This window comes from Blastococcus sp. SYSU DS0552, from assembly GCF_054050815.1.
The window spans coordinates 61,496-85,491 of the sequence record NZ_JBJHAB010000012.1; the positions used below are offsets into that span (position 1 = coordinate 61,496).

The window sequence follows — 23,996 nt, forward strand, 5'->3', positions numbered from 1 at the left end:
CGCACGCCGGCTGGCACACTGCGCGCGTGCTGCCCACGACCGCCGAAGACCGCGTGGCACCCCCCACGGCGTCCCCGGTCCGCGCGCTGCTGCACGTCCTGCTGGCCGGCGGGCTCGGCATCCTGATGGCGGTCGTGGGCGCGCCCGTCGTCATCGCCTCGCTCTTCGGCGGCTGGACCGCCGTGGGCATCGCGGTCGCCGTGCTCACCGCCGTCGCCTGCGGGCTCGCCGTCGCCGTGGACCGCACCGCGGGACCGGGTGGCTGCGGCCGGCCCGGCTCGGTGCTGCGGGGCGTCACCCTGGGCGTGGTCGCGTCCGGTGCCGTCGTCGTGCTCGCGGGGGTGGCGCTGCGCCTGGACGTCGGCGACGGCGTGCCCGTGCTGCTCCGCTACGCGGCCGCCGGTCTGCCGTTCGCCGCGGTCGCCGGCCTGCAGTGGCCCGGCGTGGTCCGGATCGTCACGGCGGTGCTCCTCGCGGGATGCGCCGCGGCAGTCCTCGTGCCGCGCGGGACGGAGGCGGCCCAGGACGCCCAGCAGCAGCGGACCCTCACGGAGGTGGGCACCACTGAGCACCCGTGGGTCACCGCGGTCGACGGCTACCGGGTCTCCGCGTCCCAGGCGACCGGCAGCCCGCTGATCTGGACGCGGCTGGAACGCGCCGACCACCGGGCCGACGCGGTGCTCTGGCTGTTCCGCGACCAGCCGGTGGATCCCGCGGCGGCCGACCCGTGCGCAGCGACCTCGCTCTGGACGCCGGGCGGCGACCAGCCGATGACCTCCTGCACCGCCCTCGGCGACGGGCGCTGGCTGCGCTCGTCCGGGTACTGGCAGGAGCTGGTCCGCTTCGACCCCGACGTCCGGGTCGGCGTGACGGTCGACCCGGTCGTCGCGCTGCCGGTGCTCGAGGCGGCGCTGGCCGCGGCTCGCCCGATGACCGAGGACGAGTACGAGACCTGGCTCGACGAAGGGCTCACGCCCGGCTGGTGAGCGGCGCCTGCTCCCGCTCGTCCAGCCAGCTCCACAGCTCGTCCGGCGGTAGCGGCCGGCTCAGGTGGTACCCCTGGACGACGTCGCAGCCCAGCTCCGCGAGGGCCGCGACCGTCGCCGCGTCCTCCGCGCCCTCGGCCACCATCACCAGCCCCAGCGCGTGCGCCAGCTGCAGGGTGGAGGTGACGATCGAGGCCGCTCGCGCGCTCCCGGTCAGCGCCGCGATGAACGTGCGGTCCAGCTTCAGCTCGGTGACCGGCAGCGCGGCGAGGTAGGCCAGGCTGGAGTGGCCGGTGCCGTAGTCGTCGATGGCCACGCCGACGCCGTCGTCCCGCAGCCGGCCGAGCACCCCGACGGCGCGCTCCCGGTCCTCCATCAGCAGGCTCTCGGTGACCTCGAGGACCAGGCTGCCCGCGGTCAGCCCGTGCGCGGCGAGCAGGCGGGCGACGTCGTCCGGGAAGGACTGGTCGACCAGGTTCGAGGGGCTGACGTTGACCGCCATGGTGAGCGACCGGCCCTGGTCGGCCCAGCGGCGGCACTGGGCCAGGGCCATGTCGACCACCCGGGCGGTCAGTTGGCCCATGAGCCCGGCCGACTCCGCCAGGTCGATGAACGCGTCCGGGTAGAGCAGCCCCCGCGTCGGGTGCTGCCAGCGGACGAGCGCCTCGACGCCTGCCACCGTGCCCGTAGGGAGATCGAGCTTCGGCTGGTAGTGCAGCACCAGCTCACCGGTCTCGAGAGCCCGCCGCAGCGCCGAGACGTCCTCCAGCCGGTGCCGACCGTGCCCGTCCCGATCCTCGTCGTACACGGCGGCGCCGAGGCGGCCGGACTTCGCCGAGTACATCGCCAGGTCGGCCAGCTGCAGCAGCTCCACGGCGCTGCGCGAGTGGTCGGGGCCCACGGCGACACCGACGGCGGCGTCCAGGCCGAGCTCCATGCCGGCGAGCCGGAACGGGCGCCGCAGGTGGTCGCGGAGGCGGTCGGCCAGGACGAGGGCGCCGTCGACGTCCAGGTCCTGGGCCAGGACGACGAACTCGTCCCCGCCCAGCCGGGCCAGCAGGTCACCGTCGCGCACCTGCGCCCGCAGCCGGGTGCCGACCTCCCGCAGCAGCGCGTCGCCGACACCGTGGCCCAGCGAGTCGTTGATCTCCTTGAACCGGTCGAGGTCGAGGACGAGGACGGCGAGCTCCTCACCGGCGAGGAGCCGGGCGTCCAGGGCGTCGAGCGCCTCGAAGACGCAGCGCCGGTTGGGCAGCCCGGTCAGCTCGTCGGTGCGCGCCTGGCGGCGGCTGTCGGCCAGCGCGCGGACGGCGCGGAAGGTGAGCGCGGTCCGCGCCAGGGCGGCGAGGACCGCGCCGAAGGCGAGCGCCCCCGTCATCGGGTCGCCGCCACGGAAGTACCCGTGGACGAGCAGCCCGACCGCGGTCAGGGTGCACACCGCGGGGACGAGCAGCGGCGCGCGGACCGCGGCGGGGTCGGAGATGCCCCCGGCGGGGGCGTGGCAGGCCGAGAACCCGAAGCACAGGAACGCCAGACCCCAGACCACGTCGAGCGCGCTGCCCACGGAGTACGTGTCGTGGGCGACCTGGTAGGCGTACACGCTGTCGCCGGTGACGAACAGCAGGAGCCCGGTGACGACCCACCACCAGCCGCCCCCGCCGCGCCGCCCGATGACGACCAGGCCGGCGGCCAGCAGGCTGAGCAGCAGCAGGTCACCCACCGGGTAGGCGATGCCGACGAGGGCGGCGCCCTGCCCGTCCGCCGCGGTGCGGAGCAGGTCCCCGAGGGCCAGGGACGCGGCCAGGGCCCCGGCGGTGAGCCCGGTGACCAGGCAGTCGAGCCAGAGGTCGGCCGTGAGCCGCCGCACCCGGCCGCGGATCATGAGCAGCAGCGCGAGGAAGGCCAGCGGGTAGAACCCCAGCTGGAGGGCGTCGGCCCACGACGGCCGGGGCACCGTCTCCAGCCCCCGGTAGTGCAGCTCGTAGACCGCGCCACCGAGCAGGTAGGCCCCGACCGCGCCGGCGAAGCAGAGCCACGCCCGGCGTGCGACCGAGGTCACGCGTGCCCGCAGCACGAGCACGACCGTGAGGGCGGCGAGGAAGACCAGCTTCCCGCCCGCGGCCAGGTACTCCCCGACGTACGGGATCCCGAGGGCGGCCATCACCAGGCAGAGCACCCAGGCGGCGGACGCGACGGCGGCCGTGACCCGCACGGCACGCAGCGCCCGGTCCGCGTCGCGCCCCCGCGTGCTCCCGGTGCGCCGCTCATCCATGACCGGACGATCGGCGCGGTACGAGATCGGCTGAAACGCAGCTCACGTCCCTCCTCCCCCGCCGGGGGGAGGCCGGGGCCGCGCCGGGAGCGTCAGGCGGGAGGCACCGGCGGGATGATCCGGTCGACGACGTCGGCCGGCATCAGCCCGGCCTTGCCGAAGCGGCTGGCCGCTTCGATGAACTGCGGCGCGGAGGCCGCGAGCTCTACGAGCATCGCCCGGGCGTCGTCCTCCCGGCCCGCGAGGGCCGCGACGACGGCCCGCCACATCAGCTGGTCGGGCTCGGTGACCGGGTCCATGGGGCGCAGCAGCTCCAGCTCCCGGTCGGCGGTGACGGGGTCCCCGTCGATGGCCTGCTGGAAGGCGCGGACGACGTCCTGGTAGCGGGCACGGGTCACGGTCAGGTCGGCCAGGGCGCCCAGCGGGTCCGGGGAGTCGTCGACCCGCAGGTCGACCACCATGTCGTGCCAGGGACGCCCGGTCGTGGTCGCGCGGACGACCATGATCGCGGCCGACCGGCGTCCCCGGAAGTCACCGCCGGCCTCCTCCCCCGCCACCAGCGCGCTGAGCAGGCGCTGCGCGAGCAGACCGGCGGAGCCCTCGAACCGCTCCACCATCGCTTCCCACACCGCGGGCGAGCTCGCCATGTTGGCCAGCGCGACGCAGTTGTCGCCGATGAGGTGACCGGCGGCGTCGACGCAGCTGGTGCCCGTGTACACGGCGAAGTCGCCGGCGAGACCGAGGACGGCGACCTGCCGGCGCTCGGGCTGGGGGTCGACGCTGCTGAGCGCCGTCAGCACCTCCTGCGCGGTGAACCCGCCGCGCAGGAGGTCGAGACCGACGGAGCCGTACATGGGCTCGGCCATCGACTGCGTGGCGATGACCCCGTGCCCCGGGAGGGCGAAGGGGACGCTGTTGCCGACCGCGAAGGCCTGGGACTGGGTGGCGACGCCCATCTCCCCCGTCTCGGGGTCGCGGGCCACGATCGAGTAGGTCACCGCGGCGGCCTACCCGCGGCTCCCCGGGACCCGAAACCCCGGTGCGTCACAGTGCGCGGTCCCCCATGGCCTGGGCCAGGAGCTCCACCGACCGCAGCCGTCCGTCGAGGGACGCCGACTGGTGGGCGACGATCAGCTCGTCGGCGTCGGCCAGCTTCGCGAACCCCTCGAGGTGCTCGCGCACCTCGGCCGGGGTGCCGACGGCGGTGTGGGTCAGCATGGTGGAGACGTGCTGACCGGCTCCCTGCGCGAGCAGCTGGTCGGCCTGCTCGTCGGTGAGCGCCCGGCCACGGCCGAACAGGCCGATGGCCAGGTTCCGCCGGACGGCCTGCAGCTGCTCCTGCGCGGCCGCGGTGCTGTCGGCGGCGACGACGTTGACCCCGGCGATGACGTAGGGCTCCGCCAGCTGCTCGGAGGGCTTGAACTCCCGGCGGTAGGCGGCGACGGCCGGCTCGAGCATGGCCGGCGCGAAGTGCGAGGCGAACGCGTAGGGCAGCCCGAGCGCCGCGGCGAGCGTGGCGCCGAACATCGACGACCCGAGCACGTACAGCGGCACCCGCGAGCCCTTGCCGGGGATCGCGTCGACACCGGGCACCCGGCTCTCACCGGCCAGGTAGGCCTGCAGCTCGAGGATGTCCTGCGGGAAGCTGTCGGCCGAACGCGGGTCGCGGCGCAGCGCGTACATGGTGTTCTGGTCGCTGCCCGGGGCACGGCCCAGCCCCAAATCGATGCGGCCGGGGTACATCGCGTCGAGCGTGCCGAACTGCTCGGCGATCGTCAGCGGCGAGTGGTTGGGCAGCATGACCCCGCCGGCACCCAGCCGGATGCTGCTGGTCTGCGCGCCGACGTGCGCGATCAGCACGCTGGTGGCCGACGAGGCGATCGAGGGCATGTTGTGGTGCTCGGCGTACCAGACGCGCGCGTAACCGTGCTCCTCCGCGCACTGGGCGAGAGCCACGCTCGCGGCGATGGCGCTGCTCGCGGTCTCCCCGCGCGGGATGGGGGCCAGGTCGAGGACGGACAGGGTGATGCTCATGTGCGGTACGGGCCTTTCACGTCGGTTGCCTGGCGCAACGCCGCCCGCCCGCCGCACCTTCCCCTGCGCCGTGGGAGCGTTCCGGCCGCTCCGCGTGTCCTGCAGTGGCCGTGGAGCGCCGCGAACACCCCCAGAGCGTGGGTCAGCGGCTCTGCAGCGCGTCCAGCGCGACGGCCATCGCCGCCGCCACCCGGAAGTCCAGGCGGTCGTCGGGAACGGTCACCGTGTACTGGTCGCGCAGCGCGATCCGCTTCTCGCTGCTCATCACCAGCGCCCCGGTCCGGCTGTCGGTGAAGTCGAAGTGGAAGAGGAAAGGCACCGGGATGCTGTCGAGGAACGGGATGAGGCCCCACACCCGGCGCAGCAGCGCGATGAACCGGTTGCGCTCCTGGCCGACGGCGTCGATGCCGGGCGCCGACAGATGCCAGGTGGAGCGCAGCAGGCTGGCGCCGAACGCCTTCCGGAAGTAGCCGACGGGCTGCCCGTGCTCGTCGAGGACGTCGTGCTCGGCGCCGACGTCCAGCCGCTGGCGGGCCTTGAAGGAGAACACCCGCCGGCTCTTGGACTCGTCGGCGAAGAAGGTGACCTCCTCCCGCAGCTTCATCCGCTTCTGCTCGGCGAGGGCGAGGAGCTGCCCTTCGCTGCCGTCGGGGTTCGCCGAGCGCACCTCGTAGCGGTTGACCATCATCGTGACCCGCTGCCGGACGAAGAACTTCGGCACGACCACAGGGGCCGGCTGGGGCGCGGGGGGAACGGTCACGACTGTGCTCCAACAGTGGTCGACGGCTGGGGTCGGCTCATCCTGTCGGATCGGCGCCCCTCGCGGGCCGGTGCCGACCGTCGGCCGGCCCGCGGGAGGGCGACCGGGCTCACCGCGGGGACTCCGCCCGCCCACCGGTGAGGACGTCGTGCAGCCGCTGCACCTGCCGCTCCAGAGGGCTGGAGTTCTCGTCGTCCCGCATCGGCCCCGCGGGCATCAGCACCCACAGCAGCAGGTAGACGAGGATGCCGGCACCACCGGCGACGGTCAGGCCGACGAAGCCGACCCGCCACAGCACGGCGTCGATGCCGGTGTACTCGGCGAGCCCGCCGCACACCCCGCCGGCCATGCGGTCGGTGGTGCTGCGCCGGAGCTCCGGTCGCCGCGGCGGGCGCTGCTGCCCGCCGTCGGGGGCGTCCGCGGGCGGAGGGAGGGGAACTGAGTTCGTCATGCCACGAGCCTGCGCGCGGAGCCGCCGGCGCGACATCCGGTGACACCCGGATCCGCCCCCGAGAACGGCGCTCAGGGTCTCCCCCGGCCGGACCTCACCGCAGCGGGAGCGGCGTCGTGTCGCCGTCCTCCCGCGGGCCGAGGATCCAGCGCTCCTCGAGGGCGATGGGCACGTCGTTGATGCTGGCCTCCCGCCGGCGCATCAGGCCGTCGGCGGCGAACTCCCAGTTCTCGTTGCCGTAGGAGCGCCACGTGCGGCCCTCGGCGTCCTGCCACTCGTACTGGAAGCGCACCGCGATGCGGTCGTCGGTGAAGGCCCACAGCTCCTTGCGCAGCGCGTAGTCCAGCTCGCGCTGCCACTTGCGGGTCAGGAAGTCCACCACCTGGTCACGGCCCCGCAGGAACTCGGCGCGGTTCCGCCAGACGGTGTCCTCCGTGTAGGCCTGCGCCACCCGGACCGGGTCGCGAGTGTTCCACGCGTCCTCCGCGGCGCGCACCTTCTGCTGGGCGGTCTCCAGGGTGAACGGCGGGAACGGTGGTCGGGACACGCGGTGCCTCCTCGGGCGCAGCGGCGGCCGCCTGCCGGCCACCGGGTGCCAGCCTGCCGGGGGTGCGGGCCCCCTCGCACGCCGGCCGATGAGTTCGCCGCGGCCGGCCCGTCTAGGTTCTCGACGACCGGTTCACCGAAGGAGATCCCGTGGGACGCATCGCCGCCGCCCTGTTCACCACCGTCGACGGTTCGGCCGAGCGCCCGGACCAGTGGCACGGGCCGTACTTCGACGAGGCGATGGGCGCGGCCATGGACCGGCACCTGGGCCGGTGCGAGGCCTACCTGATGGGCCGCGTCCTGCACGACCAGTGGGCCCGGTACTGGCCCGGCAACGACAGCGACGAGTTCGCCGAGTTCATCAACCCGGCCACCAAGTACGTGCTGTCGACGACGCTCCAGGACTCCGACTGGGCCGGGACGACGGTGCTGCGCTCCCTCGACGAGGTGCGGGCGCTGAAGGAGCGCACCGCCGGCACCATCGGCATGTCCGGCAGCCTGACGACCGTGCGGTCGCTTCTGGAGGCCGGCCTGCTCGACGAGCTGATGCTGCTGGTGGACCCGGTCGTGGTCGCCGGGGAGCGCCGCTGGACCGACGAGCTGGGCCGCACCCCGCTGGAGCTGCTGTCCTCGGAGGCCTTCCCGACCGGCGTCCTGCACCTGGTCTACCGGCCCGCCCGGGAGGGTTGAGACGCCCGGTCGCCGCCAGGTGTTCCGGACCGCGTCACCGGGCGGACACCTTCGGTGCCCACGCTGGCGCCATGACGGCGAGCCTCTTCGTGATCGGGATCCGGGTCGGCTGGATCGGGCGTGACGTCCGGTCGGACGACGCCGGGGCCGGTCGCGCGGACGACGTCGTGCACGCGGTCGCCAAGCCGGTGGTCGACGGGCTGGAGGCGTCGCTGTGCGGGCAGCTGGTGCGGGCGACCGCCGCGCAGGACTGGCCCACGCAGCACGGCACGGCGCGGTGCGGGGAGTGCGCCCGCCTCGCCAGCTGATCCCGGCGGCCGCGGTACGACTGTTACCGGGTCGCTCCCCTGCCGTGCGCGCGCTGCTCTCCCACGGGTCACCTTCCGGCCGGAGCCTGGTGCCGTCCGGACGGAGACGATCCAGGAGGAAGCCATGACCACGCCCGCAGCCAAGCCGCCGGCCACGTCCACCACCGAGCCGAAGAACCGCAAGCAGTCCGACGAGGACGCGCCCGGCACCGAGCCGACGACGCCGGAGCTCGACGAGCTGGCCCGTACCCGCGAGGAGGCCGAGGACCGGGCCCGGGAGCTGCTGGCCGCCCAGGTCCTGCAGGAGGCCCGTAACGGATCCCACGACGAGCGGGCCCGCCAGCTGGTCCTCGCCGTCCGCCGCGACCTCCTCGTGGAGCTGCGCGAGCAGGAGCAGGAGCAGGCCCGCCGGCAGCTCGCCGCGGCGGCGGACAGCAGCGAGGACGCCGTCGTCGGCCTCGTGCAGGGGGTGACGACGATCGTGCGCAGCTTCGTGCCCGCCGTGCTCGTCCGGCCGGAGGAGGTCATCGAGACCACCTACGCCCTGGCCGACCAGGGGCTGCGCGTGACCCGCCGGCTGGCGCTGACCCTGACCGAGAGCGTGCGCGGGCTCGTCACGACCTGACGGGGCGCGCCCCGTCGGCGAGGGCCGCCGGGTCACCCCGGCGCCCCTCGCCGACGCACGGGGTCCGGTCCACCGCCGCTGGGTCGCCTCCTCCCCTACTCTCCCGGCGTGCTCGATGCACGCGAGAGCCCACGACCGGGCCGGGCCGACCGGTGGCGGTGGCCCGTGCGCACCCTGGCGGTCCTCGCCGTCGCCGTGTGACTCCGTGGACTTCCTCGCCCTGTCACACCGGCGGCGCGGCCGGTGTCTCCATGTCGTCGGATCGACACACCTGGAGGAGACATGGCGAGGAGCACGCGGGTCCCCGCGACCGAGGTCACCGGCATCTACGGAGGCCTGGTGAAGGCGATGTGCCGGAAAATGTTCGGCCAGGTGCCGGAGTCCGTCGGCGTGCTCTGGCACCACCCGGCCGTGGTCAAGGACCTGATGGGCCTGGGCCGCAAGGCCGACGCGTGGCACCGGCTGAACCCCCAGCTCGCGACCTTCGCGTCGATGGCCGCGGCCGCGACCGTCGGGTGCAGGTTCTGCCTGGATCTCCACTACTTCATGACGCGCAACCGCGGGCTCGACGAGGCGAAGGCCCGCGAGGTGCCGCGCTGGCGGCAGTCGACGGTCTTCACGCCCCTGGAGCGGCGAGTGATGGAGTACGCCGAGGCGATGAGCCAGACGCCGCCGGCCGTGACCGACGAGCTGTCGACCGCGCTGCTGACCGACCTCGGCGCGCCCGCGCTCGTCGAGCTGACCGCCCGGGTCGGCGCGATGAACCTCACGGCGCGGGCCAACGTCGCACTCGGCATCCGCTCGCAGGAGTTCGCGGCGTCCTGCGGCCTGCCGCCGCTGGCCACCCCTTCGCGGGACGGCCTCACCCCGGCATGACCGACGACCCCTTCCCCGCCCACCGCGGCCTGCTCTTCACCGTCGCCTACGAGCTGCTCGGCTCGGCCGCCGACGCCGACGACGTGGTGCAGGAGACCTGGCTGCGGTGGGCCGAGGTGGACCCCGCGACGGTGCGGGACCCGCGCGCCTACCTGGTGCGGATCGTCACCCGGCAGGCGCTGAACCGGCTGCGGACGATCTCCCGCCGGCGCGAGGACTACGTGGGCGAGTGGTTGCCGGAGCCGCTGCTGACCGGCCCCGACGTCGCCGAGGACGTCGAGCTCGCGGAGAGCGTCTCGATCGCGGTGCTCACGGTGCTGGAGACGCTGGGACCGGTCGAGCGCGCGGTGCTCGTGCTGCACGAGGTGTTCGACGTGCCCTACGACGAGATCGCCGAGGCGGTGGGCAGGTCCAGCGCCGCGGCGCGGCAGATCGCGCACCGGGCCCGCGAGCACGTGGCGGCCCGGCGACCGCGGATGACGGTGAGCCGCACCGAGCAGCAGCAGGTCGTGGACCGGTTCCTCGCCGCGCTCACCGGTGGCGACGTGCAGGCGCTGCTGGACGTCCTGGCGCCCGACGTCGTCGTGGTCGCGGACGGCGGCGGTCTGGCGCCCGCCGCCCGGCGACCGTTCGCGGGCCGGGCGCGGGTGGCGAACGCGCTGTCCCGGTTCGCCGAGCTCGCGCCCGGCGTGCGGATCACCACCCCGCTGGTCAACGGGGCGGTCGGGGCGCGGATCGACCCCGGCGGCGAGTTCGACACCGTGGTCACGTTCGTCGTCGAGGACGGCCGGATCAGCCGCATGTACGCGGTTCGGAACCCGCACGAACTGGGCAGGCTCGACACGGTGGCCGAGCTGCGGCGCTGACCAGAGGTCCGCGGCCTGATCTTCGGGAGCGGACGTGGCGGGAACGAACGTGCTCATCCTGGGCGGCGGCAACGCCGGCATCTCCCTGGCGGCGCGGCTGCTCCGGGACGGGGTGGAGGACGTCACCGTCGTGGCGCCGTCCCCGGTGCACCGGTACAAGCCGCTGCTGAACTACGTCGCCGCGGGCGAGGCGACGATGGCCGACCTGGAACGCCCGATGGCCGACGTCGTGCCGGACGGGTGCACGTGGATCCGCGACGCCGTCGACGCCGTCGACCCCGCCGCCATGACGGTGCGCACCCGCGGGGGCCGGACCCTGCACTGCTCGACCCTCGTGCTCTGCCCGGGCCTCGTGGAGGACTGGGACGCGACGCCGGGGCTGCAGCGGGCCTACACCGAGGGGTGGGCCGCGTCCTCGTACGTGCCGGGCAGCGCCCCGCTGGTGTGGCCGGGCGTGACGTCGCTGCGGGCCGGCTCCGTGGTCTTCACCGTGCCCCCGGAGCCGGCGTCCTGCGGGCCGACCGCACTCAAGCCGCTGTTGATGGCGTGCGACCACTGGCGGCGCGCCGGCGTGCTGGACGACCTGCAGGTCCGCCTCGTGCTGCCGGCGGCGACGGGGACCGGCATCCCGGAAGCGGACCGGTACCTGGAGGACGTGTTCGCCGGCTACAGCATCGAGGTGCTGCGCGAGTCACGGATCGAGCGGGTGGACGGTGACCTGCACTCGGTCACGATCACCTCCCCGAGCGGCCGGCGGGTGCTGGAGGACGTCGCGTTCGCGCACGCCGTCCCGCACTACCGGGCGCCGCGCTGGATCGCCGACGCCGGCCTCGCCGTCGATACCTCCCCCGGCCTGGTGGACGTCGACCCCGGGACGCTGCGGCACCGCCGGCACGGGTCGATCTGGGGCCTCGGCGACGCCGCCGACCTCGCCACCCGCCCGTCGGGGGGTGCGCTGCGGAAGCAGGTGAAGGTGCTGAGCGAGAACCTGTCGGCCGCCGCGACGGGCAAGCCGATGCAGCAGTACAACGGCTACACGGTCATGCCGATCACCGTGACCCGCCGGAAGCTGATGCTGAACGAGGTCGACCGCGACAACCGGTCCCAGCCATCGGTGCCCTTCCTCGACCCGTTCGTGCCGCGACGCTGGCAGTGGCTGTTCGACCGCTACGGGCTGCCGCAGGTCTACTGGCACCGCATCCTCCGCGGCCGGGTCTGATCCCGTCCTGAAGGTCCTCGACAGGGCCCGCGCCCCATGTCGAGAATCCGAGCGCGGCTCCGTCCCCGGGGTGCGAACGGCCAGACTGGGCCGTACCTCACCAGGGAGAACACCATGGCCAAGTACCTGCTGCTCAAGCACTACCGCGGCGCGCCGGCGGCGGTGAACGACGTCCCGATGGAGAAGTGGACGCCGGAGGAGATCTCGGCCCACGTGCGGTACATGCAGGAGTTCGCCGAGCGGCTCGAGGGCACCGGCGAGTTCGTCGACGGGCAGGCACTCGCGGCCGAGGGCACGTGGGTCCGCTCGGACGGCGAGGGGCGGCCGCCGGTCACCGACGGCCCGTTCGCGGAGACGAAGGACCTCATCGCCGGCTGGATGGTGATCGACGTCGACAGCTACGAACGCGCGGTCGAGCTGGCCGGCGAGCTCTCCGCGGCTCCCGGAGCAGGGGGGAAGCCGATCCACGAGTGGCTCGAGCTGCGTCCGTTCCTGACGGCGCCGCCGACCGTCACGGAGTGACCGCACCGGTGGACGAGACCCTGCTCCGGGCGCTCATCCCCACCGTGATCGGGATCCTCGGCCGCCGCGGAGCCGACTTCGCGGCGGCCGAGGACGCGGTCCAGGAAGCGTTGCTCGAAGCCGTCCGGGTGTGGCCGGAGAACCCACCGCGCGACCCGCAGGGCTGGCTGGTCACGGTGGCCTGGCGCAAGTTCCTCGACGCCACCCGCGCCGAAACCTCCCGGCGGCAGCGCGAGCTGCGCGTCGAGGGCGAGCCGCCGCCCGGGCCGGCCGGGGGCGTGGACGACACCCTCCAGCTGTACTTCCTGTGCGCCCACCCGTCCCTGACCCCGGCCTCGGCGGTCGCGCTCACGCTGCGGGCGGTCGGCGGCCTCACCACGCGGCAGATCGCCCAGGCCTACCTCGTGCCCGAGGCGACCATGGCGCAGCGGATCAGCCGGGCCAAGAAGACGGTGTCGGGCGTCCGGTTCGACCAGCCCGGGGACATCGCCACCGTTCTGCGGGTGCTGTACCTGGTCTTCAACGAGGGCTACTCCGGCGACATCGACCTCGCCGCCGAGGCCATCCGGCTCACCCGCCGGCTCGCAGCCGCCGTCGACCACCCCGAGGTGGCGGGCCTGCTGGCGCTCATGCTGCTGCACTCCGCGCGCCGCCCCGCACGAACCCGCCGCGACGGGAGCCTCGTGCCCCTGGCCGAGCAGGACCGCACCGCGTGGGACACCCGGTCGATCACCGAGGGCGTCGAGGTGCTGCAGGCCGCGCTGGCCCGCGACCGGCTGGGTGAGTTCCAGGCGCAGGCCGCGATCGCGGCGCTGCACGCCGACGCACGCACCGCCGGGGAGACCGACTGGGTGCAGATCGTGGAGTGGTACGACGAGCTGGTGCGGCTCACCGGCAGCCCGATCGCCCGCCTCAACCGGGCCGTCGCGGTCGGCGAGGCCGACGGTGCGCGGGCCGGTCTGGCCGCGCTGGCCGAACTGGACCCCTCGCTCCCCCGCTACTCCGCCGTCGCGGCGTACCTGCACGAGCGCGACGGCGACCCGGCGACGGCGGCGCGGCTCTACGCCGAGGCCGCCCGTGCCGCACCGAACCTGCCCGAGCGCGACCACCTCATGCGCCAGGCGGCCCGGCTCAACGCCCTCGCGGTCGAATGAGCCGCTACCGCTGCTGCCGGCGGGCGATGAGGACGAGGCCGCCCACCAGGATCACGAGGGGCGCCCAGCCCGGCAGACCGAAGGGGCCGACGATCAGCTGGATCACGAAGATCGCGAGCTGGAAGGCGACGATGAAGCCCACCAGGAGCAGGATCCCGAAGAGCAGCGGCCGTTCCGCCTGCAGCTGTCGCAGGTAGTCCATCAGGTCTCCTCGGTCGTGGGGCACCCCGGCGACACCGGCCATCGGGGACATCGACACCAGAACGTTGCTCCTGTAGCCCCTGTTCCGCGCGTCCACCGTGGGGTGCGCCCGGAGGTCACACGTTGAAGCGGAACTCCACCACGTCGCCGTCGGCCATGACGTAGTCCTTGCCCTCCATGCGGACCCAGCCGCGGGACTTGGCCTCGGCCATGGAGCCGGCCTCGACCAGTTGGTCGAAGCTGACGATCTCGGCCTTGATGAAGCCGCGCTGGAAGTCGGTGTGGATGACGCCGGCGGCCTGCGGGGCGGTCGCGCCAACCGGGATCGTCCAGGCGCGCGACTCCTTCGGCCCGGCGGTGAGGTAGGTCTGCAGCCCCAGGGTGCGGAAGCCGACCTTCGCCAGCTGGTCCAGCCCGGGCTCGCTCTGCCCGATCGACTCGAGCAGCTCGGCGGCCTCGTCGGCCGGCAGCTCGATCAGCTCCGACTCGGTCTGCGCGTCGAGGAAGATCGCCTCCGCCGGAGCCACCAGCGCCCGCAGCTCGTCGAGCTTCTCGCTGTTCGCGAGCTCGTCGGCGTCCACGTTGAAGACGTAGAGGAACGGCTTGGTGGTGAGCAGCGTCAGCTCGCGCAGCGGCTCGGGGTCGACCCCCGCGGAGAAGAGGGTCTTCCCCTCGTCCAGCACCTTCTGCGCGTCCTGGGCGGCGGACAGCAGCGCGGCCCGCTCCTTGTCCTTCCTCGCCTCCTTCTCCAGCCGCGGGACGGCCTTCTCCAGCGTCTGCATGTCGGCCAGCACGAGCTCGGTGTTGATCGTCTCGATGTCGTCCGCGGGGCTCACCTTGCCCTCGACGTGCACGACGTCGGGGTCGCTGAAGACCCGGATGACCTGGCAGATCGCGTCGCTCTCGCGGATGTTCGCCAGGAACTTGTTGCCCAGGCCCTGACCCTCGCTGGCGCCGCGCACGATGCCGGCGATGTCCACGAAGGACACCGTCGCCGGGATGATCTTCTGCGAGCCGAAGATCTCCGCGAGCTTCTCCAGCCGCGGGTCGGGCACCCCCACCACGCCGACGTTCGGCTCGATCGTCGCGAACGGGTAGTTCGCCGCGAGGACGTCGTTCTTGGTCAGGGCGTTGAACAGGGTCGACTTGCCGACGTTGGGCAGGCCGACGATCCCGATGGTGAGGCTCACGGGAGCTCAGAGTACGGCCCCGGCGCACCGCCTCCGGACGCCCGACATCGTGGTGGCACCCGCGCGGCGGCGCCCACCACCGTGGGCCTCCCCCGCCCTGATGAGGTTCCTGGTCCAGTTCCCCCCCCCCCGCGCCGCCGGCCGACGACCGTGATGGATCGGTCGAAGGGATACAGCGTGGGCAAGCACCGCACGGACGCAGCTCGCGGCGGGTCCCTGCGGAGCGGCCGTGGTGCGGCCGAGGTCCAGGGGCTGACCCTCGGGGCCGATGACGATCCGGTCACCGCCCCGGCGAGGGCAGCAACCCGCGCTCCACCGCCACCAGCACCGCCCGGGTCCGGTCGTCCACCCCGAGCTTCGCGAAGACCCGCAGCAGGTGCGTCTTCACCGTCGCCTCACCGATGAACAACTGCCGGCCGATCTCGGCGTTCGTCAACCCCCGCGCCACGCCCGCGAGCACCTCGAGCTCGCGCGCGGTCGGCGCCTCGGCGACCGGGGCCCGCAGCCGCGAGACCAGCCGCGCGGCGACCGGCGGCGCCAGCACGGTCTCCCCGCGGGCCGCGGCCCGGACGGCGTCGGCCAGCTGCGGCAGCGGCGTGTCCTTGAGCAGGTAGCCGGTTGCCCCGGCCTCCACCGCGCGCACGATGTCGGCGTCGGTGTCGTAGGTGGTCAGCACCAGCACGCGGACGTCCGGGTGCGCGGAGAGGATGCGCCCGGTCGCCGTGACGCCGTCCATCCGCGGCATGCGCAGGTCCATGAGGACGACGTCCGGCTCCAGCTCGGCCACCCGCACCAGCGCCTCGGCCCCGTCGCCCGCCTCCCCGACCACGTCGAGGTCGGGTTGCGCGTCGAGCCACCCGACCAGACCGCCCCGGACCACGGGGTGGTCGTCCACCACCACCACCCGGATCACGGCACCCCCGCTCACGAGGCCGGCACCCGCACGGTCACCCGCGTGCCCTCGCCGGGCGCCGAGACCACGTCGACCTCGCCCCCGACGGAGGAGACGCGGTCGCGCAGCCCCTCCAGCCCCGCACCCCGCGCGCGGGACGGTTCGAAACCCACCCCGTCGTCCTCCACGTGCACCGACACCTGCCGCGCCCCCTCACCGCCGACGACCGACACCCGGATCACCACCGCCCGCGCCGCCGCGTGCCGGCGCACGTTGGTCAGCGCCTCCTGCGCTCCCCGGAGCAGGACGACCTCCTCGTCGCGGCGCAGCGCCAGACCGCCGTCCAGCGCCGACGTGTCCACGCGCACCGGGAGGCCGGTCTCGCGCCCGAACCGCTCGGCCAGGCGGGCCAGCGCCTCGACCAGGGTCGAGCCGTCCAGCGCCACCGGCCGGAAAGCGGCGACCATGGCGCGCGCCTCGGCAAGGTTCTCCCGCGCCACCTCCTCGATCAGCGTCAGCCGTTCGCGGGCGACCACCGGGTCGGCGGCGAGCTGGGCGGCCGCGGTCTGCGCCAGGACCACGATGCTCGTGTAGCCCTGCGCGAGGGTGTCGTGCACCTCCTGGGCCAGCCGCTCCCGCTCGGTCAGGACACCGCGCTCGTGCTCGGCGCGGGCCAACTGCGCCCGGGTGCGCTCCAGCTGCTCGATGAGCTCGGCGCGGTGAGCGCTCTGGTGCAGCACCCGGCTGATCCACAGCCCCAGCGCCAGGCTGAACAGCAGGCTGATGGCGGTCTGCACCAGCACCTCGCGGGCCAGCTCCCCCGATACCGCGCGCACCAGCGGGCCGGCCGCGGTGGCGGCTGCCAGCAGCACGGTCCACGCCACACCCGTCATCCGGCCGTGCACGACGAACCACACCTGCGGATAGGCGAGGAACAGCAGGAAGAACAGCTCCGGGGACAGGAACCCGAGCGCGCAGAACCCGGCGACGAGCACCGCCAGGTAGACGACCGCACGGACCGGCGCATCACCGCTCAGCGCCGGCGCACCGGCCAGCACGTACGCCAGCGCGAACCCCGCCAGCACCCCCAGGACGGCGGTCAGCCGCCCGCCGTCGTGGTCGGCGACCGCCGTCGCCACGGCCAGCCCCCACAACGCCGCCGAGATGACGTGCATCCCGACGACGGTCGCCCGCCAGCCGCGCTCGGACAGCGGTTCGGCGCCGCCCTCCTCGTCCGCGGGCGGGAGGAAGGCGGCGCCGAGCCGGCTGCGGACGCTCATCCGGCGTTCCGCCGCCAGCGGAACGTCCGGGCGCAGACCACGACGCCGATGATCACCCATGCGGCCAGCACCACGGCAGTGGTCCCGTGCTCCCAGCTGCCCGCGGGCTCCGCGGCCGCGGCCGCGTCGGGCAGGAAGACCGAGCGCATGCCCTGCGTCATCCACTTGAGCGGGAAGACCGCGGCCAGCTGCTGCATCCACCCCGGCAGCTCCGAGAACACGAAGAACACACCGGAGAAGAACTGCAGGACGACGGCGACCGCCGGGATGCCCGCGCCCGCCGCCCGCGCGCTGCCGACGAACGACGACACCGCGATGCCGAGCACCGTGCCGGCGAGGATGCCCAGCACCGCCACCCAGGCGAAGGTCAGCCAGCGGCCGGCGTCGCCGGGCATCGGCACGTCGTAGACCGTCGCGGCCACCACGAGCAGCACCGCCAGCTGGACGACGGTGGTGAGCAGCACCTGACCGGCCTTGCCGATCCCGTACGCCAGCGGCGGCGTGCCCAGCGTCTGCAGCCGCAGCAGGTCGCCCCGGTCGCGCTCCTCGGTGATCGCGAGGCCGACGGCCTGGAAGCTCGTCAGCATGATCCCCGTCGCGGCGATCCCGGCCAGGAAGTACTGCCGGAAGTCCACCCCGGGCGCCACCTCGCGGCCGGCGAAGATCGATCCGAAGATCACCAGCATCACGACCGGGTAGGCGAACGAGAACACCAGCTGGCCCGGGTCGCGGACGAACAGCCGCAGCTCCAGGGCGACCCTGGCCCGCCCGATCGTCCAGGCGCCCGGGGGTACCGGACGGCGGGTGGCCGGCGGCGGGGTGGGCAGCAGAGCGGTCATCGGGGGGCTCCCTCGGAGACGAGCCGGAGGTAGACGTCCTCCAGGCCGGGACGGGTCACGGTGAGGTCGGGGACCTCGCCGGTGGGGGTCGCCGCCAGCAGGTCGCGCAGGACGCCGGCCGGCGTGCGGGTGACGACCTCGCGCACGACGCCGTCCTCGGTCCAGCGCACGGTGGCCTCCTGACGCAGGGCGGCCCCCAGCGCCCCGGGCGGGGCGACCTCCACCAGCCGGCCCGCCGCGATCACCCCGACCCGGTCGGCCAGCTGCGCGGCCTCGTCGAGGTAGTGGGTGGTGAGCACGACGGTGGTGCCGCGGTCGCGCAGCCCCTCGATCAGCGACCAGAACTGCCGGCGGGCGACCGGGTCGAGCCCGGTCGTCGGCTCGTCGAGGAAGAGCAGCTCCGGCCGTCCCTGCACCCCCAGCGCGACCTCCAGCCGCCGCCGCTGCCCGCCGGAGAGCCGGTCGACGCGCGTGCCCGCCGCCTGCTCCAGGCCGACGGCGGCGAGCAGCTCCGTGCTGCTCTGCGGGGTCGCGTGGTAGTGCGCGTAGTGGTCGACGGTCTCCCGCACGGTGAGGGCGTCACCCGCCCCGGTGCTCTGCCCGACGACACCGACGCGGTCCCGCCAGCGCCGGTCGGCGCCGGCCGGGTCCTCCCCCAGCACCTCGAGCGTCCCGCCGTCCCGCCGCCGGAGGCCGGCCAGGATCTCGACCGTCGTCGTCTTGCCGGCCCCGTTCGGGCCCAGCAGCGCGAACACCTCGCCCCGCCGCACGTCGAGGTCGACGCCGTCCACGACGGCCCGCCCCCCGTACCGCTTCACCAGACCGCGCACCCGCACGGCCGGTCGCTCGCCGGCTGCCGCACCGGGCACGTCCGGCGCCTCGTGGATCGTCGTCATGCAGCCAGCATCGCCGGAGAGCCACCCCGGGGGGAACGACCGGAGCGCTGATCCGCCGTCCACCGACCGGTGGACGGCGGACGGCCCCGCCCACCCCCACGGCGGCGTCCGAAAACCGCCAGGAGCCGTCCCCTTGCACTGGCATGCTCGACGACGTGACCGAGCTCCTGGACCACGAACGCCGCTACCGCGCCGTCGCCGGCCGGGACGCACGCTTCGACGGATGGTTCGTCACCGCGGTGCGCACCACCGGCATCTACTGCCGCCCCTCGTGCCCGGCCCGCACACCGCTCCCCCGCAACGTCACCTTCTTCTCCACCGCCGCCGCCGCCCAGGGGGCCGGGTACCGGGCGTGCCGGCGGTGCCGTCCCGACGCCGTCCCCGGATCCCCCGAGTGGGACGTGCGCGCCGACGTCGTCGCGCGGGCGATGCGCCTGATCGCCGACGGCGAGGTGGAGCGCTCCGGGGTGCCGGGCCTGGCCGCCCGGCTGGGGTACTCCGAGCGGCAGCTGCACAGGCTGCTCGTCGGGGAGCTCGGGGTCGGCGCGCTGGCCCTGGCCCGGGCCCGGCGCGCGCAGACCGCCCGGGTGCTGCTGGAGACCACCGGGCTCCCGGTCACCGACATCGCGTTCGCGGCCGGGTTCGCCAGCGTGCGCCAGTTCAACGACACGGTGCGGGAGGTGTTCGCCACCACCCCGACCGAGCTGCGCCGAGCCCGCCGCGGCGCCCCGGCTGGGCAGCCCGGCTGGCTGACGCTGCGACTGGCCGCCCGGGCGCCGTACGCCGCCGACGAGGTCCTGCTCTTCCTGGGCGCGCACGCCGTCCCCGGGCTCGAGGAGTGGGACGGGCGCACCTTCTCGCGGGTGCTCGACCTGCCGCACGGCCCGGCGGTGGTCCGGCTGTCCCCGGCGGCCGACGGCAGCGCCGCGGTGACCGCCCGCCTGCGGCTCACCGAGCTGCGCGACCTGGGCGCCGCGGTGACCCGCTGCCGGCGGATGCTCGACCTGGACGCGGACCCGGCCGCCGTCGACGAGGCCCTGGGCGGGGACCCCGCGCTGGCCGCGCTCGTCGCCGCCGCTCCCGGGCGGCGGGTGCCCGCCTCGCCCGACGCCGAGGAGCTCGCGGTCCGCGCGGTGCTCGGGCAGCAGGTGTCGGTCGCGGGCGCACGGACGCTCACCGCGCGGCTGCTGGCCGCCGGCACACCGCTGGCCGAGCCGGTCGGCTCGCTCACCCACGCCTTCCCCCGGGCCGCCGCCCTCGCCGACGCCGACCTCGGCGCGGTGGGGCTGACCGGCGCACGGCGCCGCACGGTCACCGCGCTGGCAGCCGCGCTGGACCGGGGCGACATCGCGCTCGACCCCGGCGCCGACCGGGAGGCGGCCGGGCGGGCGTTGCTCGCCGTCCCCGGCATCGGCCCCTGGACGGCGGCCCTCGTCGCCCTGCGCGGCCTCGCCGATCCCGACGTGTGGCTGCCCGGCGACCTCGCGCTGCGCCGGTCGCTGGCCGCGCTCGGCAGCTCCGACGTCGAGGCCGCCACCCGCTGGCGGCCCTGGCGCTCCTACGCCGTGATGCACCTGTGGGCGCTCGCCGCGCCGTCCCTGTTCACCCGCACGCCCGCCCTCCCGAGGAGCGCCTGATGACCGTCCCGATCCGCACCCGGCACGCCACCGTCGCCACGGCACCCGGCCCGTTCACCGTGGTGGTGGACACCGACCCCGACGGCCGGGAGGTCGTGCTCGCCAGCGGCTGGACCGCCGAGGTGGCCGACCTGCTGGCCGTGGTGCACCCGTCCCTCCGTCCGGTGTCCAGCGAGCTCGCCCCCCGACTGGACGTGCTCGACGCCGTCGAGGAGTTCCACGACGGCCGGGTGGGCGCGATCGACGCCGTCGCGGTCCGGCAGCGCTCCGGACCGTTCCTGCAGGAGGCCTGGGACGTGCTGCGCACAGTGCCGGCCGGGGCGCCCGACACCTACGCGGCCTTCGCCGCCCGGTGCGGCCGCCCCGCGGCGGTGCGCGCGGCGGCGAACGCCTGCGCCCGCAACGCGACGGCCCTGTTCGTGCCGTGCCACCGGGTGCTCGGCTCCGGCGGCGGGCTGGGCGGTTTCCGCTGGGGGACGCCGGTCAAGCGCTGGCTGCTCGACCACGAGGCGGCGCACGCCGGCGTGCCCGCCGGCTGACCTCCCCGGAACTGTCGCACCCCTCCGGCAGGGTCGCGCCCATGGACGCCGCTTCTCTCTTCCTCGGGCTCCTCCTGGGCGCGCTGCTCGGTGCCGCGATCACGCTGGGCGTCGTCACCCTGCTCGCCCGCCGCCGCCCGGAGGACACGGGGCTGGAGCCGGTGCACGAGTCGCTCGACCACCTGCACCGGCTGCTGGCCGGCATGGAACGGGCCCGGGCCACCGCGCACGGGGAGCTGCGCGAGCAGATGGGCACCGTCGGCCAGGCCTCGGCGCAGCTGAAGCACGAGACCGCCGCGCTCGTCACCGCACTGCGCACGCCGCACGTCCGTGGCCGCTGGGGCGAGGTGCAGCTGCGGCGCGTGGTCGAGGTCGCCGGCCTGCTCGAGCACTGCGACTTCGTCGAGCAGCCCGGCGGCACGAACGACGAGGGCGCCGGCGTCCGCCCCGACCTCGTCGTCACCCTCGCCGACGGCCGGCAGGTGGTGGTCGACGCCAAGGTCCCGTTCACCGGCTACATCGAGGCGGTGCAGGCCGAGGACCGCGACGTCCGCGCCCAGCGGGTGGTGGCGCACGCCCGGCAGCTGCGCACCCACGTCGACCAGCTGGCCGCCCGCCGGTACCCGACCGCCTTCCGGCCGGCGGCCCCGTTCACCGTCCTGTTCGTCCCCTCCGACGGGTTCCTGACGACGGCGCTGGAGGCCGAACCCGGCCTGCTCGAGTACGGCTTCGCCCGCGACGTGGTGCTCGCGACGCCGAGCACCCTGCTGGCCCTGCTGCGCACGGTTGCCTACTCCTGGCGCCAGGAGCGGCTGGCCCGCGACGCCGACCAGGTGCTCGAGGTGGGCCGGCGGCTGCACGCCCGCCTCAGCACGCTCTCCGGGCACCTCACCCGCCTGGGCTCGGCGTTGTCGACCACGCTCACCCGCTACAACGAGACGGTCGGCTCCTACGAGCGCTCGGTGCTGACCGCCGCGCGCCGGTTCGACGACCTGGGGATCGCCGAGGCCCCCGTACCCGAGCCTGCCCCGGTGGAGGCGACCATCCGCACGCTGCGGCCGGCCGACGACCTCGGGCGGCTGGACCCGGCCGGGGTGGAGGAGCGCGACGGCACCGCGGGCTGAGGCGGGCCGGACCGCCGGACGGACTCGTCCACCCCGCCCGTCACAACCATCACCCTGCGCTACTGGGCCACCACAGGATGCCCGCGACGCGATGGCCTCCTCCCACGAACTGCCAGCTCGGGTCGCTACCGTTGCCCCGGAGGTCGGCCAGCCGGGTCGTCCACGGGAGCGGGACGGAGGTGCGCCATGGCCACGGCGAGCACGGCGGGCGCATGGCAGAGCGGAGGACGGCCCGATCGGCCGTACCCCGCACGCGCACCGCGTCCCCCCGTCGCCAGCGACCGCCCGGCCCGCCCCGCGCGCCCGTCCCGTGCCGGCGCACCCGCACCCGGTCGCGCCGGCGAGCGCCTGCGCGCGGCCGAGCGCGAATACGCGGACGACCGGTCACAGCCGGCCGGTCCCCGCCGTCGCGAGCCCGGCCCGCCGCGGCCGAGCGCCGGGCGCCCCGCGCAGGAGCGCGGCCGTGCGCAGACCGCGTCGCCCGCCGCCGCACCGGGGAGTCGGCTGCGCGGCTCCCTCGCCGTGCTCGGCGTCTTCCTGCTGACCCTCGCCGGCGGTGCGGTCGACTCCTTCTTCGGCATCGGCCTGGGCCTGATCACGCTGGTCGCGCTGGCGATCGGGGTCTCGGTGGCCACCCTGCTCGTCCGGCGCCGCGACCTGCTGACCGTCATCGTCGCGCCGCCACTGGTCTTCGCGCTGGTCGCGGTCGTGAACATCGTCCTCGCCCCCTCGGCGACGCTGAACCTGCCCACCATGGCGACCCTGCTGGTCCGCGGATTCCCGACGATGGCCGTCGCGACCGCGATCGCCCTCCTGCTGAGCGTCGTGCGGCTGGTCACCCGCCGCTGACCACGGCGGCCCACAGCCGCCCTGACACGCTCGCCCCGACGGTGGGCCGGGGATGGAGGAGGACGACGTCATGGAGCTGCTCCTCTGGCTGGCCGCGGGGGGCGCCCTCCTCGCAGTCCTGGCACTGATCGTCGTGCGGCGCCAACGGCGCAGCGGCCGGTCGGACGCCCCGCACCTGTCGACGAGGCACGGCGCCCCATCCCACGGCTCCCCCAGCAGCAACGACTGGACGTTCGGGGGTGGCGTCGGCTGAGGCCGGCGGGCGTGCTCAGTCGGCGGTGTCCCGCTTCGCCTTCTCGGCCCGGCGCAGCTCGTGCGGCAGCGCGAACACCAGCCGCTCCTCGGCGGCCTTCACCGTCCCCACGTCGGGGTAACCGCGGGCGGCGAGCCAGTCCAGCACCTCGCTCACCAGGATCTCCGGCACCGACGCACCGCTGGTGACGCCGACGGTGCCGACCCCCTCGAGCCAGGCCTCGTCGATCTCCGCGGCGTAGTCGACCAGGTAGCTGGCGCGGGCGCCGGCCTCCAGGGCGACCTCCACCAGCCGCACGGAGTTCGACGAGTTCGTGGAACCCACCACGAGCACGAGGTCGCACTCGCCGGCCATCTGCTTCACGGCCTGCTGCCGGTTCTGCGTGGCGTAGCAGATGTCGTCGCTGGGCGGCGACTGCAGCCCCGGGAACCGGTTCTTCAGCTGGTCGACGGTGGCCAGGGTCTCGTCGACCGACAGCGTGGTCTGCGACAGCCACACGACCTTCTCCGGGTCGCGCACCTGGACGTTCGCGACGTCGTCGGGCCCGTCGACGAGCTGGATGTGGGTCGGGGCCTCGCCGGAGGTGCCCTCGACCTCCTCGTGGCCGCGGTGGCCGATCAGCAGAATGTCGTAGTCGTCCCGGGCGAACCGCTTGGCCTCCTGGTGCACCTTCGTGACCAACGGGCAGGTGGCGTCGATGGTGCGCAGCTGCCGGTCGGCCGCCTCCTGGTGCACCGCCGGGGAGACGCCGTGGGCGCTGAAGACGACGACGGAGCCCTCGGGCACCTCGTCGGTCTCCTCCACGAAGATCGCCCCGCGCCGCTCCAGCGTGGCCACGACGTGCTTGTTGTGGACGATCTGCTTGCGGACGTACACCGGAGCACCGTGGATCTCCAGCGCTCGTTCGACGGCGACCACCGCCCGGTCCACGCCGGCGCAGTACCCCCGGGGATCGGCCAGCAGGACACGTCCGCGCTGTTCAGCCAT

At 74.7% G+C, this 23,996-nt stretch carries 27 protein-coding genes; 14 read left to right on the forward strand and 13 right to left on the reverse strand.

Annotated elements, in window-relative coordinates; genetic code table 11:
- Positions 1-26: 26 nt before the first annotated feature.
- A complete protein-coding gene (locus ACI8AG_RS13580) occupies positions 27-986 on the forward strand; it encodes a hypothetical protein (RefSeq protein ID WP_456597456.1) in 960 nt (319 codons plus the stop codon).
- On the opposite strand, the gene ACI8AG_RS13585 is transcribed toward ACI8AG_RS13580, so the two are convergent.
- The 6 genes from ACI8AG_RS13585 to ACI8AG_RS13610 form a co-directional block, all read right to left on the reverse strand.
- Positions 970-3,258, reverse strand: coding sequence for a putative bifunctional diguanylate cyclase/phosphodiesterase (locus ACI8AG_RS13585; protein ID WP_456597457.1), 2,289 nt, complete (start codon positions 3,256-3,258; stop codon positions 970-972). The two genes, ACI8AG_RS13580 and ACI8AG_RS13585, sit on opposite strands and share 17 nt — an antisense overlap.
- 92 nt (positions 3,259-3,350) lie before the next feature.
- Complete coding sequence (locus ACI8AG_RS13590; protein WP_456597458.1) at positions 3,351-4,256, reverse strand: DUF1028 domain-containing protein; 906 nt, start codon at positions 4,254-4,256, stop codon at positions 3,351-3,353.
- Positions 4,257-4,302: 46 nt separating this feature from the next.
- A complete protein-coding gene (locus ACI8AG_RS13595) occupies positions 4,303-5,292 on the reverse strand; it encodes an LLM class flavin-dependent oxidoreductase (RefSeq protein ID WP_456597459.1) in 990 nt (329 codons plus the stop codon).
- 142 nt (positions 5,293-5,434) lie between these two features.
- The gene (locus tag ACI8AG_RS13600; RefSeq protein ID WP_456590912.1) at positions 5,435-6,052 is read right to left on the reverse strand and encodes a hypothetical protein; all 618 of its coding nucleotides are present in this window, start codon (positions 6,050-6,052) and stop codon (positions 5,435-5,437) included.
- 109 nt (positions 6,053-6,161) lie between these two features.
- Positions 6,162-6,503 (reverse strand): PspC domain-containing protein, encoded by a 342-nt coding sequence (locus tag ACI8AG_RS13605; protein WP_456597460.1) that lies wholly within the window; start codon positions 6,501-6,503, stop codon positions 6,162-6,164.
- 94 nt (positions 6,504-6,597) lie between these two features.
- Positions 6,598-7,050 (reverse strand): nuclear transport factor 2 family protein, encoded by a 453-nt coding sequence (locus tag ACI8AG_RS13610; RefSeq protein WP_456590914.1) that lies wholly within the window; start codon positions 7,048-7,050, stop codon positions 6,598-6,600.
- Between the two features lie 149 nt (positions 7,051-7,199).
- On the opposite strand from ACI8AG_RS13610, the gene ACI8AG_RS13615 reads away from it, so the two are divergent.
- From ACI8AG_RS13615 to ACI8AG_RS13650, 8 genes are all read left to right on the forward strand, one after another.
- Entirely contained in the window at positions 7,200-7,739 is a 540-nt protein-coding gene (locus tag ACI8AG_RS13615) for a dihydrofolate reductase family protein (RefSeq protein WP_456597461.1), read from the forward strand.
- A gap of 71 nt (positions 7,740-7,810) precedes the next feature.
- Positions 7,811-8,047: a hypothetical protein gene (locus tag ACI8AG_RS13620; protein WP_456597462.1), complete on the forward strand. Its 237-nt coding sequence runs from the start codon at positions 7,811-7,813 to the stop codon at positions 8,045-8,047.
- 124 nt (positions 8,048-8,171) lie between these two features.
- A complete protein-coding gene (locus tag ACI8AG_RS13625; RefSeq protein WP_456597463.1) occupies positions 8,172-8,672 on the forward strand; it encodes a hypothetical protein in 501 nt (166 codons plus the stop codon).
- Between the two features lie 282 nt (positions 8,673-8,954).
- Positions 8,955-9,548, forward strand: coding sequence for a carboxymuconolactone decarboxylase family protein (locus ACI8AG_RS13630; protein WP_456597464.1), 594 nt, complete (start codon positions 8,955-8,957; stop codon positions 9,546-9,548).
- Complete coding sequence (locus ACI8AG_RS13635; protein WP_456597465.1) at positions 9,545-10,414, forward strand: RNA polymerase sigma-70 factor; 870 nt, start codon at positions 9,545-9,547, stop codon at positions 10,412-10,414. Before ACI8AG_RS13630 ends, ACI8AG_RS13635 begins: the two co-directional genes overlap by 4 nt.
- A 34-nt stretch (positions 10,415-10,448) precedes the next feature.
- Positions 10,449-11,633 carry an NAD(P)/FAD-dependent oxidoreductase gene (locus tag ACI8AG_RS13640; RefSeq protein WP_456597466.1) on the forward strand — a complete coding sequence of 395 codons (1,185 nt, stop codon included), beginning with the start codon at positions 10,449-10,451 and terminating at the stop codon, positions 11,631-11,633.
- Between the two features lie 114 nt (positions 11,634-11,747).
- The gene (locus tag ACI8AG_RS13645; RefSeq protein ID WP_456597467.1) at positions 11,748-12,155 is read left to right on the forward strand and encodes a YciI family protein; all 408 of its coding nucleotides are present in this window, start codon (positions 11,748-11,750) and stop codon (positions 12,153-12,155) included.
- The gene (locus ACI8AG_RS13650) at positions 12,152-13,309 is read left to right on the forward strand and encodes an RNA polymerase sigma factor (RefSeq protein WP_456597468.1); all 1,158 of its coding nucleotides are present in this window, start codon (positions 12,152-12,154) and stop codon (positions 13,307-13,309) included. The genes ACI8AG_RS13645 and ACI8AG_RS13650 overlap by 4 nt, the downstream gene beginning before the upstream one ends.
- Before the next feature lie 4 nt (positions 13,310-13,313).
- On the opposite strand, the gene ACI8AG_RS13655 is transcribed toward ACI8AG_RS13650, so the two are convergent.
- From ACI8AG_RS13655 to ACI8AG_RS13680, 6 genes are all read right to left on the reverse strand, one after another.
- Positions 13,314-13,511: a hypothetical protein gene (locus ACI8AG_RS13655; RefSeq protein ID WP_456580839.1), complete on the reverse strand. Its 198-nt coding sequence runs from the start codon at positions 13,509-13,511 to the stop codon at positions 13,314-13,316.
- A 115-nt stretch (positions 13,512-13,626) separates the two neighbouring features.
- On the reverse strand, positions 13,627-14,700 hold the full coding sequence (ychF, locus tag ACI8AG_RS13660; RefSeq protein WP_456597469.1) for a redox-regulated ATPase YchF: 1,074 nt from the start codon (positions 14,698-14,700) through the stop codon (positions 13,627-13,629).
- Positions 14,701-14,980: 280 nt separating this feature from the next.
- Positions 14,981-15,628: a response regulator gene (locus ACI8AG_RS13665; protein ID WP_456597470.1), complete on the reverse strand. Its 648-nt coding sequence runs from the start codon at positions 15,626-15,628 to the stop codon at positions 14,981-14,983.
- Positions 15,625-16,872, reverse strand: a complete 1,248-nt coding sequence (locus ACI8AG_RS13670) for a sensor histidine kinase (RefSeq protein WP_456597471.1) — start codon at positions 16,870-16,872, stop codon at positions 15,625-15,627. Before ACI8AG_RS13670 ends, ACI8AG_RS13665 begins: the two co-directional genes overlap by 4 nt.
- Positions 16,869-17,711 (reverse strand): ABC transporter permease, encoded by an 843-nt coding sequence (locus ACI8AG_RS13675; RefSeq protein WP_456597472.1) that lies wholly within the window; start codon positions 17,709-17,711, stop codon positions 16,869-16,871. The genes ACI8AG_RS13670 and ACI8AG_RS13675 overlap by 4 nt, the downstream gene beginning before the upstream one ends.
- Complete coding sequence (locus tag ACI8AG_RS13680) at positions 17,708-18,607, reverse strand: ABC transporter ATP-binding protein (RefSeq protein ID WP_456597473.1); 900 nt, start codon at positions 18,605-18,607, stop codon at positions 17,708-17,710. Before ACI8AG_RS13680 ends, ACI8AG_RS13675 begins: the two co-directional genes overlap by 4 nt.
- A 155-nt stretch (positions 18,608-18,762) precedes the next feature.
- On the opposite strand from ACI8AG_RS13680, the gene ACI8AG_RS13685 reads away from it, so the two are divergent.
- From ACI8AG_RS13685 to ACI8AG_RS13705, 5 genes are all read left to right on the forward strand, one after another.
- Entirely contained in the window at positions 18,763-20,244 is a 1,482-nt protein-coding gene (locus ACI8AG_RS13685) for a DNA-3-methyladenine glycosylase 2 family protein (protein WP_456597474.1), read from the forward strand.
- Positions 20,244-20,783 carry a methylated-DNA--[protein]-cysteine S-methyltransferase gene (locus tag ACI8AG_RS13690; RefSeq protein ID WP_456597475.1) on the forward strand — a complete coding sequence of 180 codons (540 nt, stop codon included), beginning with the start codon at positions 20,244-20,246 and terminating at the stop codon, positions 20,781-20,783. Before ACI8AG_RS13685 ends, ACI8AG_RS13690 begins: the two co-directional genes overlap by 1 nt.
- 41 nt (positions 20,784-20,824) lie before the next feature.
- Positions 20,825-21,907, forward strand: a complete 1,083-nt coding sequence (locus ACI8AG_RS13695; protein WP_456597476.1) for a DNA recombination protein RmuC — start codon at positions 20,825-20,827, stop codon at positions 21,905-21,907.
- A 186-nt stretch (positions 21,908-22,093) separates the two neighbouring features.
- Positions 22,094-22,756, forward strand: a complete 663-nt coding sequence (locus ACI8AG_RS13700) for a DUF6542 domain-containing protein (protein ID WP_456597477.1) — start codon at positions 22,094-22,096, stop codon at positions 22,754-22,756.
- 52 nt (positions 22,757-22,808) lie between these two features.
- Positions 22,809-23,009, forward strand: a complete 201-nt coding sequence (locus tag ACI8AG_RS13705) for a hypothetical protein (RefSeq protein WP_456590934.1) — start codon at positions 22,809-22,811, stop codon at positions 23,007-23,009.
- A gap of 15 nt (positions 23,010-23,024) precedes the next feature.
- Here ACI8AG_RS13705 and ACI8AG_RS13710 read toward each other — a convergent pair whose 3' ends face one another.
- On the reverse strand, positions 23,025-23,996 hold the full coding sequence (locus ACI8AG_RS13710) for a 4-hydroxy-3-methylbut-2-enyl diphosphate reductase (RefSeq protein ID WP_456597478.1): 972 nt from the start codon (positions 23,994-23,996) through the stop codon (positions 23,025-23,027).

Excerpts from the sequence above, each read along its gene's own strand:
- ACI8AG_RS13585 (WP_456597457.1), bottom strand. The coding sequence starts at position 3,258 with ATGGATGAGCGGCGCACCGGGAGCACGCGGGGGCGCGACGCGGACCGG.
- ACI8AG_RS13595 (WP_456597459.1), bottom strand. The coding sequence starts at position 5,292 with ATGAGCATCACCCTGTCCGTCCTCGACCTGGCCCCCATCCCGCGCGGG.
- ACI8AG_RS13605 (WP_456597460.1), bottom strand. The coding sequence starts at position 6,503 with ATGACGAACTCAGTTCCCCTCCCTCCGCCCGCGGACGCCCCCGACGGC.
- ACI8AG_RS13620 (WP_456597462.1), top strand. The coding sequence starts at position 7,811 with ATGACGGCGAGCCTCTTCGTGATCGGGATCCGGGTCGGCTGGATCGGG.
- ACI8AG_RS13625 (WP_456597463.1), top strand. The coding sequence starts at position 8,172 with ATGACCACGCCCGCAGCCAAGCCGCCGGCCACGTCCACCACCGAGCCG.
- ACI8AG_RS13630 (WP_456597464.1), top strand. The coding sequence starts at position 8,955 with ATGGCGAGGAGCACGCGGGTCCCCGCGACCGAGGTCACCGGCATCTAC.
- ACI8AG_RS13635 (WP_456597465.1), top strand. The coding sequence starts at position 9,545 with ATGACCGACGACCCCTTCCCCGCCCACCGCGGCCTGCTCTTCACCGTC.
- ACI8AG_RS13645 (WP_456597467.1), top strand. The coding sequence starts at position 11,748 with ATGGCCAAGTACCTGCTGCTCAAGCACTACCGCGGCGCGCCGGCGGCG.
- ACI8AG_RS13655 (WP_456580839.1), bottom strand. The coding sequence starts at position 13,511 with ATGGACTACCTGCGACAGCTGCAGGCGGAACGGCCGCTGCTCTTCGGG.
- ACI8AG_RS13670 (WP_456597471.1), bottom strand. The coding sequence starts at position 16,872 with ATGAGCGTCCGCAGCCGGCTCGGCGCCGCCTTCCTCCCGCCCGCGGAC.
- ACI8AG_RS13675 (WP_456597472.1), bottom strand. The coding sequence starts at position 17,711 with ATGACCGCTCTGCTGCCCACCCCGCCGCCGGCCACCCGCCGTCCGGTA.
- ACI8AG_RS13680 (WP_456597473.1), bottom strand. The coding sequence starts at position 18,607 with ATGACGACGATCCACGAGGCGCCGGACGTGCCCGGTGCGGCAGCCGGC.
- ACI8AG_RS13690 (WP_456597475.1), top strand. The coding sequence starts at position 20,244 with ATGACCGTCCCGATCCGCACCCGGCACGCCACCGTCGCCACGGCACCC.
- ACI8AG_RS13695 (WP_456597476.1), top strand. The coding sequence starts at position 20,825 with ATGGACGCCGCTTCTCTCTTCCTCGGGCTCCTCCTGGGCGCGCTGCTC.
- ACI8AG_RS13700 (WP_456597477.1), top strand. The coding sequence starts at position 22,094 with ATGGCCACGGCGAGCACGGCGGGCGCATGGCAGAGCGGAGGACGGCCC.
- ACI8AG_RS13705 (WP_456590934.1), top strand. The coding sequence starts at position 22,809 with ATGGAGGAGGACGACGTCATGGAGCTGCTCCTCTGGCTGGCCGCGGGG.
- ACI8AG_RS13710 (WP_456597478.1), bottom strand. The coding sequence starts at position 23,996 with ATGGCTGAACAGCGCGGACGTGTCCTGCTGGCCGATCCCCGGGGGTAC.